This window comes from Actinomadura graeca (assembly GCF_019175365.1).
Classification (GTDB): Bacteria; Actinomycetota; Actinomycetes; order Streptosporangiales; family Streptosporangiaceae; genus Spirillospora; species Spirillospora graeca.
Genome location: NZ_CP059572.1, coordinates 3,846,816 through 3,863,076 on the forward strand (window position 1 = coordinate 3,846,816; position 16,261 = coordinate 3,863,076).

The window sequence follows — 16,261 nt, forward strand, 5'->3', positions numbered from 1 at the left end:
CGCGGCTGGAGGAGGGCGCGGGGAAGCCACCGATGGCCGCGCGGCCAGCCGGAACAAAAGTGCATATCCGGATGGCCGGGTCCGATCAGACCGCCGACACCATGCCCTGCTTGATGGCGATCACCACGGCGGCGGTGCGGTTGGGCGCGCCGAGCTTGAGCATGACGCTGGTGACCAGCCGCTTCGCGCCGTGGTCGGAGATCGACAGGCGGCGCGCGATCTGCTTGTTGCTCATGCCCTCGGCGAGCAGCATCAGCGTCTCGGTCTCGCGCGGGGTGAGGACGGCGGGCCGCACGGACCCGGCGGGCACCGGCGAGCCCGCGCGGGCCAGCAGCTCGCGTCCGATCCGGGCGGGCATCGGCATCTCGCCGAGCATCATCCGGTCGAGCGCCTCGCCGAGCGCCGGTGCGGTCAGGTCCTGCTGGATGAGGAAGCCGTCCGCGACCGCGGCGCCGCCGAACGAGGCGCCGGACGCGGCCTCCAGCTCGTCGAGGAGCAGCAGCACCTTCGTGCGCGGGCAGGCCGCGGCGAGTTCGGCGGCGACGCCGCCCTCGACGCTCGTCACGACGAGGACGTCCACGTCGCCCCCGGCGACGGCCGTCTCCGCCGACGGCCGTGTCGTGCAGTGGCTCACCGACCGGATACGGGGCAGCAGGTGCAGCACGGCCTCCAGCCCCCGGCCGACGACCACGTTCTTCACGTAGATCACGACGTTCAGGTGGTCGGTGATGGTGTTCTCTGGCATCGCGCTCGCGTTCTCCTTGTCCTGACGGGCGTGTGCCCAGCGTGTGACGCCGCCCTCGTGGGGAGCGTCCGTGGGGCGCACTGGTGGGGCGCACTGTCATGAAAGGACACCGCGGATCGGTCAGGCCAGAGGGTTGTCGCCTTCCAGACATCAGGTGAGATACGAGAACCTTTGGAGCGCACCGACGACCGCCGACCCGAGGTCCGCCATCCCGGGACGCCAGGCGGCGAACGCCCCCGGCCTGCGCACGGACGGGGCGGGGACGGCGGTGAACGAGCCCCCGGACGCGGTGACGAGGACGCGGCCCGCGGCGCAGTCCCACGCGTACGCGTCGGGGGTGACGGCCATGTCCGCGCGCCCCGTCGCGACGTAGGCGAGCGCGAGCGCCGCCGACCCGATCCGGCGCACGTCGGCGGCGGCCACCAGGTCGGCGAACAGGGCCAGCTCGGCGGGCTCGGGCGGATGCCCGGGACGGGGCAGGTCGGTCAGCACCAGCGGGACCGGCCGGGGCGGCGGGGGCGGGACGGGACGCCCGTTGCGCAGCAGCCGCCCGCCCGGCGCGGTGCCGGTCTCGTTGCCGGTGCCAGTGGCGGTGCCGGTGCCGCCATGCCCCTCGGCGGACGCCGTGTACATCTCGTCGCGGGCGGGCTCGTAGACGCAGCCGCCGACCGGTTCCCCGCGGACGGTCACCCCGATCGACACGCAGAACAGCGGCAGTCCCCGGAGGAAGTTGTGGGTGCCGTCGATCGGGTCGACGTACCAGCACACGTCCGCGTCGCCGGGACCGGCCGCGCCGTCCTCCTCGCCGATGACGGCGGAGCCGGGGAACGCCCCGCGCAGGTCCGCCCTGATCATCGCCTCGGCGGCGGCGTCCGCGTCGGTGACGACGTCGTGGGCGTGCGTTCCGGCCTTGGCCCGGGCGCCCGCGCCGTCCCCCTCGTCCCCGGCCTTCCCGAAGACCTCCATCAGCCGCCGGCCCGCCCGCCGGGCCGCCCGTTCCGCCGCCTCCACCAGGGCCGCGGCGGACTCGTCGTGCTCGTCTGGAAGCGCCATCCGGTCACCGTAGCGCCGGGCATGCCCATCCAGGCAGTGCACTCAGGCAGTGCACAAGCGCGGCGGGTCAGGGGTGACGCCGCCGCCGGGCCGCCGATGAGACTGGGCGCCTCCCGAGACGAGCGAAGCGAGCGAGGAGGCCCGATGACGGAGTCGACCCTGACCACGTCCACCGGCGAACTGCGGACCTGGCTGATCCAGCGGATCGCCGAGTACCTGGAGAAGGACCCCGGCGAGATCGACACCGAGGCGACGTTCGAGGCGCAGGGCCTGGACTCGATGGCCGCGCTGACCCTCTGCGACGACATCGAGGACCAGATGGGCCTCGTCGTGGAGCCCACCCTGGCCTGGGACCACCCGACCATCGACGAGCTGGCGGAGTTCCTGGTCACGACGGCCGCCGAGGAGCACTGACCGGTGGACCCCGGGCAGCGGCGCTGGCCGCCCGAACCCGACGACGGGGAGCTGAAGCTCCTCACCGAGGTGGCGCGCTCCCGCCAGTGGACGGACGGCCCCTGGACCGCCGAGGTCGAGCGCCGCATGGAGCGGCTGACCGGCGCCCCGCACGCGGTGGCGTTCAACAGCTGCACCTCGGCGCTGCACGCGGCGCTGCACGCGATGGGCTGCGTCCGCGGCACCCGCGTCGCCGTGCCCGCGCTGACGTTCGCCGGGACGACAACCGGGGCCGCGCACATCGGCGCGGACCTGGTGTTCGCCGACGTCCGGCCCGGCAGCCTCACGATCGGGACGGACGTCCCCGACGCCGACCTGGTCATCGCCGTCGATCTGCACGGCGTCCCGCACGGGCTGGACCGGGAAGCCGTGGCGGGTCGTCCCGTGCTGACGGACGCGTGCCAGTCGATCGGCAGCACGCTGGACGGCCGGCACGTCGGCGCGACCGGCACGCACGCGTGGTCGTTCTCGTCCGCCAAGCTGATCGCCGCGCCCGACGGCGGCGCCGTCACCACCGATGACGCCGGCATCGCGGGACGTCTGCGGGAGCTGCGGGACTACGGCGTCCCGGCCGGCGGGTCACGCTCGAACTCCGCCGTGATCTGGGCGGGCGGGCACAACTGGCGCCCGACCGAGCTGACCATGGCCATGGTCGCGCACCGCCTGGAGCGCCTGGACCGGTGGGCCGAGCGGGCCCGGCAGGTCACCGAGCGCGTCCACCGGACGCTCGACGGGGCGGGCCTGTGGCGGCAGTCGGCCGGCGAGGCGGCCCGTCCCGCCTGGCACAAGATCCGCTTCGGGGCGCCCGGATGGGACCCGGGGCGGGCGGACGGGATCGAGCGGTCCCTGAACGAGGCCGGGGTGCCGACGCACCGCTGGGGGCTGGTGCCGCTGCACCGGCACCCGGCGTTCGGCGGCGGGACCGGCGGAACCGGCAGCGGGGGCCTGCCGGTGACGGAGGCCGCGGCCGCCGGGACCCTGTGCCTCGGCACGGAGGCCGTACCCCCCATGACCTGGACCGACGATGAGGTAGAGCAGGTCTGCCGCATCCTGGAAACGACTGCGGGAAGCTGAACATGGATACTCCACTCGTTCGAGTCGGCATCATCGGCGTGGGGAACTGTGCCCGCGCCCTGCTCGAAGGGACGGCCTACTACCGTTCCTCGCCCGACCTCACGGCCGGGCTGATGTTCCCCGAGGTCGGCCCGTACGGCGCCGGCGCGCTGGAGCCCGTCGCCGCCTGGGACGTCGACGTCGAGAAGGTCGGCAAGGACCTGTGGTCCGCGCGGGCCGCGGGGCAGAACCTCGACATCGGCATCCCTCAGGGCGACCTGCTGCCGCTCGGCGCGGACGTGCGCGTGCAGCGGGCCCCGACGCTGGACGGCGCCGGGTTCCGGTACCGGGAGCGGATCACGCTGGCCGCCGACCAGCCCGGCGAGGGCGGCGACCGGGACGCGATCGTCGAGCAGATCCGCGCCGCCAAGGTCGACGTGCTGCTGAACTACCTGCCGGTGGGCTCGCAGGACGCCACCGAGTGGTGGGCGGACGTCGCGCTCGCCGCGGGCGTCGGGTTCGTCAACAACGTGCCGGTCTTCATCGCCCGCAAGGACCGCTGGCGGAAGAGGTTCCGCGAGGCGGGCCTGCCGCTCATCGGCGACGACATCAAGTCCCAGCTCGGCGCGACGTACCTGCACCGCACGCTGGTCCGGGCCTTCTCCGACCGGGGCATCGGCCTGGAGCGGACGTACCAGCTCAACGTCGGCGGCAACATGGACTTCTACAACATGCTGGAGCAGGAGCGGCTGGCCTCCAAGCGGCAGTCGAAGACGTCCGCGGTCACCGACGCCTACGACGGCGAGCTGTCGGGCGACAACGTCCACATCGGCCCCTCGGACTTCGTGCCGTTCCTCGGCGACACCAAGAAGGCGTTCATCCGCTGCGAGGGCCGCGGGTTCGGCGGCGCGCCGATCGAGATGGAGATCCAGCTGACCGTCCCCGACTCGCCGAACTCGGCGGGCGTGGTCATCGACGCCGCCCGGATCGCCAAGCTCGCGATGGACCGCGGCGACACCGCCGTGGACGAGTGGGTGTCGGCCTGGCTGTTCAAGGCGCCGCCGCAGGCGGTCGCGCAGGAGTCGGACCAGATCGCGCGGGAGCGGCTCGTCCGGTGGACCGCCGGCGAGCACTCCGGCGGGCGCTGACGCGCATGGACGCGACGTCGATGGGCGCGGCGCCCGGGATCACCGGCCGGGTGGACGGGCGGGCGCGCCTGGTGTTCGTCCTGCCCGGCCAGGGCGCCCAGTGGGTGGGCATGGGGCGCGGCCTGCTGAAGGCCAGCCCCGTGTTCGCCGCGACGCTGGACGCGTGCTCCGCCGCCGTCGAGGCGGAGCTCGGCTGGTCGCCGCGCCGCCGCCTGGAGGACGACGCCCCGCTGACGGCCGTGGAGGAGATCCAGCCGGTGCTCTGGGCGTTCCAGGTGGCGCTCGCGTCGGTCTGGCTCGACTGGGGCGTCGAGCCGGACCTCGTCATCGGGCACAGCATGGGGGAGATCGCGGCGGCGACCGTCGCCGGCGCGCTCGACCTCCCGGACGCCGCGGCGGTGGTCTGCCGCCGCGCCGTCCTGCTGGCCGGCCTCGGCGCCGTCGGCGCCATGTGGGCGGTGGGCCTCGGCGAGAAGGAGGCCGAGGAGGCGATCGGCGAGGACGCGGGACTGGTGTGCGCCGGGGTCCTCAACAGCGACCGGTTCACGGTGCTGTCGGGGGACCCTGACGCGATCGCGCGGATCGTGGAGCCGCTGCGCGAGCGCGGCGTGTTCTCCCGCAGGGTCGCGGTCGGCTACGCCTCGCACGGCCCGCAGGTCGAGCCGATCCGGGCGGGCCTGCGGGACGCGCTCGCCGATGTGCGGTCCCGCGCGCCGCGGATCCCGCTGCACTCGACGGTGTGGGACCGCCCGGTCGACGGCGCGGAGCTGGACGGCGGCTACTGGATGGAGAACGTGCGGCGCCCGGTGCGCTTCGCGTCCGCCGTGCGGGCCGCGCTGTCCGGCGGCGGGCCGGTGCTGTTCGTCGAGGTCGGCCCGCATCCGCTGCTGGTCTCCGCGGTCGGCGACGCCATCGCGGCGACGGGTGCCGCGGCGGCGCCCGTCGCGTCTCTGGTGCGCCGGCAGCCGGAACCGGAGACGCTGATGGCCGCGCTCGGAACCGTCTACGCCGCGGGACACGACCCCGACTGGTCCCGCGTCCGGACGGCCGGGCTGCCCGTGCCGCTGCCCGCCCAGCCGTGGCACGGCCGCCGCCTCTGGATCGAGCCCTGACCCGTCCGCCGCACACCACACCGCACGAACGAACGGCCCCCGGTCTCTCGGTGAGACCGGGGGCCGCTTGCGTTGCCGCGTTCAGCCGGCGGACGGCGCCCCGTCCGCGCGGACGGACCGGCGCAGCTCGCTCGACCCGACGGCCTCCGCCACCCGCTGGATGTCCTCCTGGAGCGGGCGGTCGCCGTCCAGGAACGGGCTCATCTTGCGGACGAGGGCGTGCGCGGCGGCGGTGGCCGGGCTCAGGTGCTCCAGGCCGCGCAGGTCCGCCGCCTGGCAGAGCGCGATCAGGTGGATCGCCGTCACCTCCCGGGTCAGCTCCACGACCGAGCGGGCGTCGCGCGCGGCGATCGTGCCCATGGAGACCTTGTCCTGGTTGTGCGCCTCGGTGGAGCGCGAGAACGAGGTCGCCGGGGTCGTCCACCGCAGCGCCTCCGCCACCAGCGACGACGCGCTGATCTGCATCCCCTTGAAGCCGTGGTGCAGGCCCGCGTCCCAGCTCCCGGTCTCGTAGCGCGGGATGAGGTTGGGCGTCAGCCCGTTGTTGAACTTCTCGTCGACGACCAGCTCCAGCTGGCGGTCGAGCAGGTCCGCGACGCTCGCCGCCGCGATCTTCAGCGAGTCCATGACCTGGCCGACGTGCCCGCCGTAGAAGTTCCCGCCGTTCAGGACGTGCCCGTCCGGGTGGAACAGCGGGTTGTCGTTGGAGGAGTTGACCTCGATCTCCAGCATCCGCCCGGCCCACTGCACCGTGTCGCGCAGCGCCCCGATGACGTGCGGCGCGCAGCGGATGGAGTAGCGGTCCTGGATGGGGCGTTCCAGGCGACGGTAGCCCTCTCCCGCCCAGTCGCCGCCCGCGTCATGGCCGGCGTCCGGCAGGCCCCCGGGCCGCGTGCTCGCCAGCAGCTCGCGGATGTTCCGCGCGCTGGTGATCACGCCTTCGTGCGGCTTCTGCTGGAACAGGAAGTCGTCGAAGTGCCCGGGGTTGCCGAGCAGCACCTGGCTCGCCATCGCCGTGCACAGCTCCGCCGCGTACGCCAGCTCGGTCGCGTCGTGCAGCGCGAGGACGGCGAACGCGGCCATGAAGGAGGTGCCGTTGACCAGGGCCAGGCCCTCCTTCGACGCCAGCACCACCGGGGACAGCCCGGCGGACTCCAGCGCCGCGGCGGCCGTCCGGCGCTCCCCGGCGTGCAGCACGTCGCCGTCGCCGAGCAGCATCCGGGCCACATAGCTGAGCGGGACGAGGTCGCCGCTCGCGCCGACCGAGCCCCGCTCGGGGATGATCGGCAGGATGTCGTGGTCGAGGCAGCCGAGCAGCAGCTCCACGACCTCCGGCCTGATCGCGGAGTAGCCGCGGGCCAGGCAGTTCGCGCGGATCAGCAGGGTCGCGCGGGTGACGTCCCGCGCCGCCGCCTCCCCCGTCCCGCAGTTGAGGAAGCGCAGCAGGTTCTCCTGGAGCGCGGCGCCCTTGTCCCCGTGGACCTGCCGGGTGTTGCTGTCACCGAAACCGGCCGTGACCCCGTAGATCGGCACGCCCGCCGCGATGAGGTCGTCCTTGGCCGCGGCGGTCCCGCGCATCCGCCCGACGGCGTGGTCGGCGAGACGCGTCCTCGGCGGGTGCGGGCCCCGCGCGACCGCGACCGTCTCGGGCAGGGTCAGCCGGTGGCCGTCGAGCGACAGCGGGGACGGTTCGGTCCGTTCTGGGTACGGCGCGCGGAGGGTGTCCGCCATGTGCAAACCCCATTCTCGAAGCGTCAGCGGTACCGGAAGTCTGATCAGCGGGCCCACCACCGGAAAATCCCTGAGCCGCCGCGCTCACGCGCTGCCTGGATGGGCATGCCCGGCTCCGTCCCCCGGCCGGGCCGCCCGATCGCCGGGGCCGGCCGCCGGTCAGTCGGCGTGGTCGGCGGGCAGGATCACCTCCGCCGGGGCCGGGTCGCGGTGCAGCAGCTCGACCTGGGCGGCGCGGTTGCGCAGCACCTGGAGCTGGCTGACCGCCCCCTTGTCGGTCAGCTCCCCAGCGTCGCGGTCCGGGGGCTCCGCGAGCAGCAGCAGCCGGTCGACGCGGCGGGACGTCCGCCGCCCGGCGTTGAACCGCGCCAGCGCCTCGGCCAGCGCGTGCCGCACCGCCGCCGGGTCGCCCGCCTGGCGTGCCCACGCCAGCGCCCCGACCCGCGCCCGCCCGGACCCGGTGATGACGGCCTCGGCCAGCTCGTCCGTCGCCGCGAGCAGCGCCGCGCGCAGCGCCCCCACCCGCACCCAGGTCCCGTTGGCCAGCTTGAAGTCCTCGGTGAGGCGGCCCTCGAACAGCAGCCCGCGGCCGGGGTCGGCGGCGTCGGCGGGCAGGCCGGCGTCGCCCGTCCGGTAGAAGCCCTCCTCGTCGAACGCCTCGGCGGTGCGGACGGGGTCGCCCAGGTAGCCGGGCATCACCGTCGGGCCCGCCGCCCGCATCTCCAGCCGCCCGTCCACCGGGGCGAGCTTGAGCGTGATCCCCGGCAGCGGCACCCCGATCGCGCCCGGCGCGTCGGTGTCCAGATGCGCGGAGGTGACCGCGGACGCCGTCTCGGTCATACCCCACGAGGAGGTGAAGCGGACCTCCCCGCCGCGGAACCGGCCCGCGAGCCGCAGCATCCGCACCCGCAGCGCCTCCGGCAGCGGCGCGCCCGCGCTGAACAGCAGGCCGAGGCGGGAGAAGAAGCGCTTGGCGAGCACCGAGTCGCGCTCCAGCTCGTCCGCCAGCAGCGCGAACCCCGCCGGGACGTTGAAGTACACGTTCGGGGAGATCTCGGCGAGGTTGCGCAGGCTGCGCGGGAACAGCGCGGGCGTCGGGCCGCCGCCGTCGATGTACAGGGTGCCGCCGTTCGTCAGCACCATGTGCAGGTTGTGGTTGCCGCCGAAGGTGTGGCTCCACGGCAGCCAGTCGACGAGCGTGAGCGGGGTCGTCGTGAGGAACGGCCAGACCTGCCGCATCATCTGCTGGACGGCGCACAGCATCCGGTGCGTGTTCGGGACGGCCTTCGGGTGCCCCGTGGAACCGCTGGTGAAGAAGATCCTGGCGACAGAGTCGGGGGTGACCGCCGCGGCGGCGGCGCGGAGCCGGTCACCCGGCCGGGTGGGCAGGAGCGCGTCGAGGAGGACGTCCGCCTCGTCCCGCGGCCCACGTCCGACGATCGTGACCGGCACCGCGGCGGCGAGGGCGGTCAGCGCGGCGCCGTACTCCCGCCCGTCCTCGGCGTACACCGCGCCGGGACGGGCGATGCCCGTGACCGTCAGCAGCCGCTCGGGCCCGCCGCTCAGCGAGTACGCCGTGCCGAGCGACACGACCGGGATCCCGGCGACGTACCCGGCGAGCGTGAGCTGGAGGTGGCGCAGCGAGTTGCCCGACAGCACCAGCAGCGGCCGGTCCGGGCCCAGCCCGAGGCGGAGCAGGGCCTCCCCCAGCGCCTCGGCGCGCGCGAGTGCGTCCCCGTAGGTCAGGCGCTCCCACGTGCCGCACCACCGCTCGGCGGCCAGCACCGCGCCGGGCCGTTCGGCCGCCCACCGGCGCAGCGGCCGCCCGAGATCGGCGTCGTAGGGCTCCAGGGGGACGGCGGACGACAGCAGCACGCTGCCGTCCGGGCGGTGCCGGGCCTGGATCTCCGGTTCCGCGAATATGCGCTCCGAATTCACCGGTTCCGTTCTCACGTTAATCGCCTCGTTCCGAACTGAGAAAGGCGTCGCCGCACGACGTATCTGGAACCCTAGACGGGGCCTGCCCGGCGGGAAAGGAGAGAGTGGGCCGCCCTGATCACCGAGTGACCGCGTCGTTACAGGTCAAGGCCCTGGTCATGCCAATTCGGGCATGGCCATGAGAACAGCACGATAGGGCGTGCTAACGCCTCTTGGACGGGCCCGCCGAATTCGCGATGCTCGTTTCCTCTCCGCCGAATTCGTCGAGAGGGACAGCGATGCACGGACCAGCGCTCACCAACGGCTCGGGAAGGTGTTCCGGTGGCTGAATCCGGGCGCCGGGTCGTCGTCACGGGGATCGGCGTCATCTCCAGCATCGGGATCGGCCACGACGACTTCCTCGCGGCGCTGCGGGCGGGCGCCTGCGGCGCCTCCCCGATCAGCGGCTTCGACACCACCGGCTTCCGGTTCGCGCGGGCCTACGAGGTGCCCGGCTTCGACCCCGCGGCCTCCCTGCGCCGAATCGAGCCCGGCTCCGTCGGCAAGGTCGGCGCCCAGGCCGCCGCCGCCGCGCGGATGGCGATGGCCGACGCCGGGCTGGACCCCGCGTCGGCGCGCCGCGTGCGCGGCGTCGTCGCCGTCGGCACGACCTGCGGCGAGTCGCTCGACGTGGACGCGCTCGCCGCGGCCGAGGTCGCGGACGGTCTCGGCCGCCTCCCGGCCGCCCTGGCACGGCGCGTCCACCCCGGACGGCTGCCGGTCGCGGTGGCCACGGAGCTCGGCCTGTCGAACGTGGCGGCCGTGACCATCCCGACCGTCTGCGCCGCGGGCAACTACGCGGTCGGCCACGCGCTGGACGCGCTGCGCGACGGGGAGGCGGAGTTCGCCGTCTGCGGCGGCGCCGACTCGGTGAGCCGGATGGCCTTCGCCGGGTTCTACCGCCTGCGCGCCTGGGCCTCGGAGCGGTGCAGCCCGTTCGACCGCGACCGGGACGGGTTCATGTTCGGCGAGGGCGCCGGGATGCTCGTCCTGGAGACGCTGGAGCACGCGCGCCGCCGGGGCGCGGCGATCCGCGCCGAGGTCGCCGGGTTCGCGCTCAACTGCGACGCCGCGCACCCGACCCGGCCGGAGCGCGAGCGCGTCGCGCAGTGCCTCGCCGCCGCGCTCGGCGACGCCGGGACGCGGCCGGACGAGGTGGACGTGGTGTTCGCGCACGGCACCGGGACAAAGATCAACGACGCGATGGAGTCCGCGGTCCTCGGCGACGTCTTCGGCGCCGGGCCGCCCCCGGTCACCGCCCTCAAGTCGATGATCGGCCATACGCAGGGGGCGGCGGGCGCGCACGCGTGCATCGCGGCGGTGCTGGGCATGGAGCACGGCTTCATCCCGCCGACCGTCAACTTCGCCACGCCGGACCCGGAGTGCCCGGTCGACTGCGTCCCGAACCGGGCGCGCCCGGCAGACGTCCGGACGGCGCTGGTCAACTCCCTCGGGGTCGGCGGCAACAACGCCGCGGTCGTGCTCCGCTCGGCGGAGGCGCTCGCGGCGGGGCCGTCCGCGGAGAGGACGGCCGCGTGAGCGCCACCCGGGCCGTCATCTCGGCCATGTCGCTGATGTCGCCCGCCGGGGTCGGCGTCGCGCCGTTCCGGGACGCGGTCCGGACGGGGCGCCCGGTGCCCGGCGGGCGCGTCGAGGACTTCCGGACGGAGCCGCCCGCGGGGTCGGGGCGTCCCGTCCGGCTGATCGACCGGCCGTCGGCGATGGCGCTCGCGGCGATCGGGACGCTGCTCGCCGGGGACGTCCTCGACGGGTGGCCGCCCCTGCGGCGCGGGCTCGTCCTCGCCGCAGGCGCCGCCGGGATCGACCAGTCGATGACCCTCACGCGGGACTCGCTGACCCGGCCGCGTCCCGACAACGTCAACCCGGCGCTCGTCCCGGCTTGCGTGATGAACTACGCGAGCGGGCAGGCGGCCATCGCCCACGGCCTGCGCGGGCCGAACGCGACCGTGACCGCGGGCCGGGCCGGTGGCCTCGCGGCGCTGCGGTACGCGCGGCTGCTGCTCGCGCGGGACCGCGCCGACGCCGTGGTCTGCGGCGCCTACGAGGACCTGAACGAGCGGCGCGTCGCCATCGCCGAGGCGGCGGGCGTCAAGGCCACCGCGTCCGAGGGGTGCGGCGTGTTCCTCGTCGAGCCCCGGGAGCGGGCGCTCGCGGCGGGACGGCCGGTCCTCGCGGAGATCCTCGCGCTGGAGAGCGGCGTGTTCGCCGAGCCCCGCGACGCCGCGGGCGTGCTGGCCGACGCGGTCGCCCGCGCGCTGGACGCGGCGGGGCTCGTCCCGGCGGACGTGCGGCTGCTCGTCCCGTCCGGGGCCGAGGACGCCGATCCGCCCGGTCTCGCGCACGCCCGTGCCGTGCGGCCCGCCGGCCTCCTCGGCGACGCCTTCGGCGCGGCGGCGGCGTTCCAGGTCGCCGCCGCGATCACCGCCGGGGACGGCCCGGCGCTGGTCACCACCCTCGACCCCGACGGCCACGCGGCCTGCTGCCTGCTGCGCGTCCACCCCGAAGGAGAACCAGCGGCATGACGGACATCGCCATCGTCGGCATCGACTGCCGCTTCCCCAAGGCACCGGACCCGGCCGGGCTCTGGGACCTGCTGATGCGCGGCGAGGAGGGGGTGATCGAGGTCCCCAAGGCCCGGTGGAACGCCGACGTCTACTACGACCCCGACGGCGGGCCCGGCAAGGTCAACACCCGGTACGCCGGCTTCATCGACGACGCCGACGCCTTCGACCACGCGTTCTTCGGGTTCTCCGAGGAGGAGGCCGAGGTCGCCGACCCCCAGGTGCGGCTGCTGCTCCAGACGGCGTGGCGCGCGGTGGAGGACGCGACGCTCGACCCGCGCTCCCTCGCGGGCAGCAGGACCGGCGTGTACGTCGGGATCATGGGCTCGGAGTGGATGAGCCTGCTCATGACCCACTTCCACACCATCACCGGGCACGTCGGCTCCGGGAACGGCTACGCCATCACCGCCAACCGGATCTCCTACGAGCTCGACCTGCGGGGGCCGAGCATGGCGATCGACACCGCCTGCTCGTCCTCCCTCGTCGCCACCGAGGAGGCGTGCGCCGCGCTCCGCTCCGGCATCTGCGACCAGGCGCTCGTCGGGTCGGTGAACATGTTCATCACACCGGCGTCCAACATCTACTTCGCGCAGGCCAAGGTGTCCGCGCCGGACGGGCGGTGCAAGCCGTTCAGCTCCAAGGCCGACGGGTTCGGGCGCGCCGAGGGCGTGGCGGTGCTGATGCTGCGGCGGCTGGAGGACGCCCTCGCCGACGGCCTGCCCGTCTACGCCGTCATCAAGGGCGGCGCCGTCAACCACGGGGGCCGCAGCACGACGGTCACCGCGCCGAACCCGCACGCGCAGCAGGCGGTCATCGCCGAGGCGTACGAGCGCGCGGGCGTCGCGCCGCAGGACGTCGCCTACGTCGAGGCGCACGGCACCGGGACGCTGCTGGGCGACCGGCTGGAGGTCCGGGCCCTCGGCAAGGTGCACGGCGTCCCCCGCGACCGCCCGTGCGCCATCGGGTCCATCAAGGGCAACATCGGGCACGCCGAAGGCGCGGCGGGCATCGCGGGCCTGATCAAGACGACGCTGGCGCTGCACCACCGCGTCCTGCCGCTGAGCCGGCACTCCGACAGCGAGAACCCCCGGCTGCGGCTGGCGGCCAACGGGCTCCGGCTCGTCAAGGAGGCCGAGCCGCTGCCCGGCGGGGAGGTGCTCGCGGGCGTGAGCGGCTTCGGCCTCGGCGGCACCAACGCGCACATCGTCCTCGCGACCGCGCCGGAGCAGGCGCGGCGGGCGGACGCCGCTCCGGCCGCGTCCCCGGCCCGGGGCATCCTGACCGTCTCGGCGGACGGCGCCGCGGGCCTGCGCGGCGCCGTCCGGCGGCTGGCCGAGGACGTCGCCGCCCGGCCCGCCGCGAGCCTCGCCGAGGTGAGCTGGACGTCCAACCGGGTCAAGGCGTCGGGACCGGTCCGCTTCGCCCTCCCCGCACACGACCGCGACCGCGCCGTGGCCGTCCTGACCGAGGCAGCCGGGGACGACGCGGCCCTCGCCGCGCGCTCCGGCCGCGCCGGGCCGAAGCCGAAGACCGGGTGGGTGCTGGCCGGGGGGCCCGCGCCGTCCGGACTGGCCGAGGGCCTGCACGACCGCTTCCACGCCTACCGGCGCGCGCTCGCCGAGGCCGACGCGGCGCTGCTGCCGCACCTCGGCTGGTCCGTGCGCGACGTCTCGCTCTCCCAGGACGAGCCGCCCGCCCCCGGGCCGGTCGCCTTCGCGGTCGTCTGGGCGCTGGGCCGGACGCTGCTGGACGTGGGCGCCACCCCGGCGTGGATCGTCGGCGAGGGGACGGGCCGGCACGCCGCGGCGGCGCTGGCAGGGACCGCCGCCCTCGACGACGTGTGCCGCCTCGTCGCCGCCCACGATCCCCCGCCCGCCGCCTCCGACACCGGCACGACCGCCCAGGCCCGTCCGCGGCGGGTGATCCCCGTGTACCCCACCCGCGAGGCCGCCCTGGAGGAGACACCCGCCGAGGTGATCGGGCTTCCCTCCGCGGCGGGGCCGTCCGGCGACGGGATCCTCGACGTCGTCGCGCGGCTCTACCGCGACGGTCTCGACCCCGACTGGGACGCGCTGTACGAGCCCGGCCACCGCGTCCGGCACCGGCTCACGCCCTACGGGTTCGCCGCCACCGGGCGCTTCTGGTGGAACCACCCGATCGGACCGACCCCTGGAGGAAGCTCATGAGCCGCTCCGTCCTCGTCACCGGAGGCAACCGCGGGCTCGGCCTGGCGATAGCGCGGGCGTTCGCGGCGGCGGGCGACTCCGTCGCGGTGACCCACCGCGGGTCCGGCGCACCGGACGGCCTGTTCGGCGTCACCTGCGACGTCACCGACTCCGAGTCGGTCACGCAGGCGTTCAAGGAGGTCAAGGAGGCGCAGGGGCCGGTGGAGGTGCTGATCTCCAACGCCGGCATCAGCGACGACGCGCTGCTGCTGCGGATGCGCGAGGAGGCGTTCAGCCGGGTCATCGACACGAACCTGACCGGAGCGTACCGGGTCGCCAAGGCCGCGGTGTCGGACATGATCCGGATGCGCCGGGGAAGGATGATCTTCATCTCGTCGGTGTCCGGGCTCAAGGGGCACGCGGGCCAGACCAACTACGCCGCGAGCAAGGCGGGGCTCATCGGCCTCGCCCGGTCGCTGGCCCGCGAGGTGGCCACCCGCGGCGTCACCGCGAACGTGATCGCCCCCGGCCTGCTGGACACCGACATGACCAGCGAGGTCATCACCAGGTTCAAGGACCAGATCCTGGCCGAGGTCCCGCTCGGACGCGTCGCCACCCTGGACGAGGTCGCGGCGGCGGCGCTCTGGCTCGCCTCGGAGCCGGCCGCGTCGGTGACCGGGCAGGTGATCACCATCGACGGCGGCGGGAGCCTCGGGAACTGACACGCGCACCGGAGGACGGCCGCGCCCGCTTCCGCGACCGTCCTCCCGTCCACACCCCTGACCACTGCCGGACAGACTGCTCATACCGGTCATCACCGTATGTCGCGGCTGACTACACTGGACGTGACCAGGCAGACCACGACCAGGTGGCCCATCTGTCCCCGCGCTGCCGTAGTGTTCGCACCGTGGCCTGCACTCTGCTCTCGCTCCCAGGGCAAGGTTAGGAATGGACAGCTCCCCCACGGCACGGTCCTCGACGCTCGCACACGCCCCGGCCCGGCCCGTCTCCCGGACGTGGATCCTCGCGCTCTTCCTGGTCACCCTCGGTATGTGGGCCGGGTTGCTCGGCGCCGTGCAGATCCTGCTGCCCAGCCGGATCGAGTCGCTCGACCCGGTGGACAAGGTCTGGAACATGGCGATGGTGACCGCGCTCGGCGCCGTCGCCGCGGTCGTCTCGTCCCCCATCGCGGGCGCGCTGTCGGACCGCACGACCTCGCGTTTCGGCCGGAGGCGCCCCTGGGTCGCCGCCAGCACCGCGGTCTGCGCGGGCGCGCTGCTGGCGCTGCCGATGCAGACGTCCCTCGCCGGCATCGCCTTCTGCTGGATCCTCGTGCACGGCGGCGTGAACGCGATGCACGCCGCCCTGTGCGCCGCGATCCCCGACCGCGTCCCGGTGGACCGGCGCGGCATGGTCTCGGCCATCGCCGGGCTGGCCATGCCGCTCGGGCTCGTCCTCGGGACGCTCCTCGTCTCGGGCGTCCCCGTCTGGGCCGGGGCGGTGCTCCTCGGCGCCGTCGTGGCGGGCCTCGCCGTCCCCTACGTCCTGCAACACGACGAACCGGCGCACGTCGCGCACGGCACCGGGCCGCACGAGCCCACGGAACGCACGCGCCTGCGCTCACCCGGCAGGCTCCTGACCGGCCTGTACGTCAGCCCCCGCGAGCACCCGGACTTCGCCTGGGCGCTGGGCGGGCGGTTCTTCGCGCAGCTCGCCACGTCCCTCGCCACCCTGTACCTCCTCTACTTCCTGCGGGACGAGGTGGGGCTGGACGACCCGGACGGCGGCGTCGCGGTCCTGAGCCTGCTCTACACCGTGGGCGCCGTCGGCTCGGCCGTCGCGGCGGGCCGCCTGTCCGACCGCACGGGCCGCCGCAAGGTGTTCGTGCTCGCCTCCACGCTGCTGATGGCCGCGGCGCTGACCTTCATGTCGATGGCCCCCACCTGGCCGGTCGTGCTCGTGTCGGCGGCCGTCATAGGCGCCGGGTACGGTATCTACATCGCCATCGACCAGGCGCTGGTCACCCAGGTCCTGCCCGAGGCCCGGGACCACGCCAAGGACCTCGGGCTCGTCAACATGGCCGGCAGCGGCGCGGTCGCGGTGGCCCCGCTCATCGCCGCCCAGACCGTGCTGCACGGCGGCTACTCCCTGCTGTTCACCCTCGCCGCCGGGCTGGCGGTCGTCGGGGGCCTCTCCATCCAGCCGATCCGATCGGTTCGCTGAACCCCGCGGTTCGAGAGAG

The 16,261-nt window shown here is 74.7% G+C and carries 13 protein-coding genes; 9 read left to right on the plus strand and 4 right to left on the minus strand.

Annotation, left to right across the window (positions count from 1 at the left end; genetic code table 11):
• Positions 1–85: 85 nt before the first annotated feature.
• Together AGRA3207_RS16895 and AGRA3207_RS16900 are read right to left on the minus strand one after the other, a co-directional pair.
• Positions 86–745, minus strand: a complete 660-nt coding sequence (locus AGRA3207_RS16895) for a helix-turn-helix transcriptional regulator (protein ID WP_231335605.1) — start codon at positions 743–745, stop codon at positions 86–88.
• A gap of 150 nt (positions 746–895) precedes the next feature.
• Positions 896–1,798, minus strand: a complete 903-nt coding sequence (locus tag AGRA3207_RS16900) for an inositol monophosphatase family protein (protein ID WP_231335607.1) — start codon at positions 1,796–1,798, stop codon at positions 896–898.
• Positions 1,799–1,942: 144 nt separating this feature from the next.
• On the opposite strand from AGRA3207_RS16900, the gene AGRA3207_RS16905 reads away from it, so the two are divergent.
• The 4 genes from AGRA3207_RS16905 to AGRA3207_RS16920 are packed head-to-tail and all read left to right on the plus strand — an operon-like array spanning position 1,943 to position 5,564.
• Positions 1,943–2,212, plus strand: a complete 270-nt coding sequence (locus AGRA3207_RS16905; protein WP_231335608.1) for an acyl carrier protein — start codon at positions 1,943–1,945, stop codon at positions 2,210–2,212.
• Between the two features lie 3 nt (positions 2,213–2,215).
• Positions 2,216–3,325, plus strand: a complete 1,110-nt coding sequence (locus tag AGRA3207_RS16910; protein ID WP_231335610.1) for a DegT/DnrJ/EryC1/StrS family aminotransferase — start codon at positions 2,216–2,218, stop codon at positions 3,323–3,325.
• A gap of 2 nt (positions 3,326–3,327) precedes the next feature.
• On the plus strand, positions 3,328–4,452 hold the full coding sequence (locus AGRA3207_RS16915; protein ID WP_231335611.1) for an inositol-3-phosphate synthase: 1,125 nt from the start codon (positions 3,328–3,330) through the stop codon (positions 4,450–4,452).
• Positions 4,453–4,457: 5 nt separating this feature from the next.
• Complete coding sequence (locus AGRA3207_RS16920) at positions 4,458–5,564, plus strand: acyltransferase domain-containing protein (RefSeq protein WP_231335612.1); 1,107 nt, start codon at positions 4,458–4,460, stop codon at positions 5,562–5,564.
• A gap of 81 nt (positions 5,565–5,645) precedes the next feature.
• On the opposite strand, the gene AGRA3207_RS16925 is transcribed toward AGRA3207_RS16920, so the two are convergent.
• A complete protein-coding gene (locus tag AGRA3207_RS16925) occupies positions 5,646–7,295 on the minus strand; it encodes an HAL/PAL/TAL family ammonia-lyase (protein ID WP_231335613.1) in 1,650 nt (549 codons plus the stop codon).
• A 159-nt stretch (positions 7,296–7,454) separates the two neighbouring features.
• A complete protein-coding gene (locus AGRA3207_RS16930; RefSeq protein WP_231335614.1) occupies positions 7,455–9,248 on the minus strand; it encodes an AMP-binding protein in 1,794 nt (597 codons plus the stop codon).
• A gap of 306 nt (positions 9,249–9,554) precedes the next feature.
• Here AGRA3207_RS16930 and AGRA3207_RS16935 point away from each other — a divergent pair, with 306 nt between their 5' ends.
• The 5 genes from AGRA3207_RS16935 to AGRA3207_RS16955 all read left to right on the plus strand — a co-directional run bounded on the left by AGRA3207_RS16935 (position 9,555) and on the right by AGRA3207_RS16955 (position 16,242).
• Positions 9,555–10,811 carry a beta-ketoacyl-[acyl-carrier-protein] synthase family protein gene (locus AGRA3207_RS16935; RefSeq protein ID WP_231335615.1) on the plus strand — a complete coding sequence of 419 codons (1,257 nt, stop codon included), beginning with the start codon at positions 9,555–9,557 and terminating at the stop codon, positions 10,809–10,811.
• Positions 10,808–11,815, plus strand: a complete 1,008-nt coding sequence (locus tag AGRA3207_RS16940; protein WP_231335616.1) for a beta-ketoacyl synthase N-terminal-like domain-containing protein — start codon at positions 10,808–10,810, stop codon at positions 11,813–11,815. Before AGRA3207_RS16935 ends, AGRA3207_RS16940 begins: the two co-directional genes overlap by 4 nt.
• Complete coding sequence (locus AGRA3207_RS16945) at positions 11,812–14,040, plus strand: type I polyketide synthase (protein WP_231335617.1); 2,229 nt, start codon at positions 11,812–11,814, stop codon at positions 14,038–14,040. Before AGRA3207_RS16940 ends, AGRA3207_RS16945 begins: the two co-directional genes overlap by 4 nt.
• A complete protein-coding gene (fabG, locus tag AGRA3207_RS16950; RefSeq protein ID WP_231335618.1) occupies positions 14,037–14,741 on the plus strand; it encodes a 3-oxoacyl-ACP reductase FabG in 705 nt (234 codons plus the stop codon). Before AGRA3207_RS16945 ends, fabG begins: the two co-directional genes overlap by 4 nt.
• A 226-nt stretch (positions 14,742–14,967) precedes the next feature.
• On the plus strand, positions 14,968–16,242 hold the full coding sequence (locus AGRA3207_RS16955) for an MFS transporter (protein WP_231335619.1): 1,275 nt from the start codon (positions 14,968–14,970) through the stop codon (positions 16,240–16,242).
• Positions 16,243–16,261: the final 19 nt, after the last annotated feature.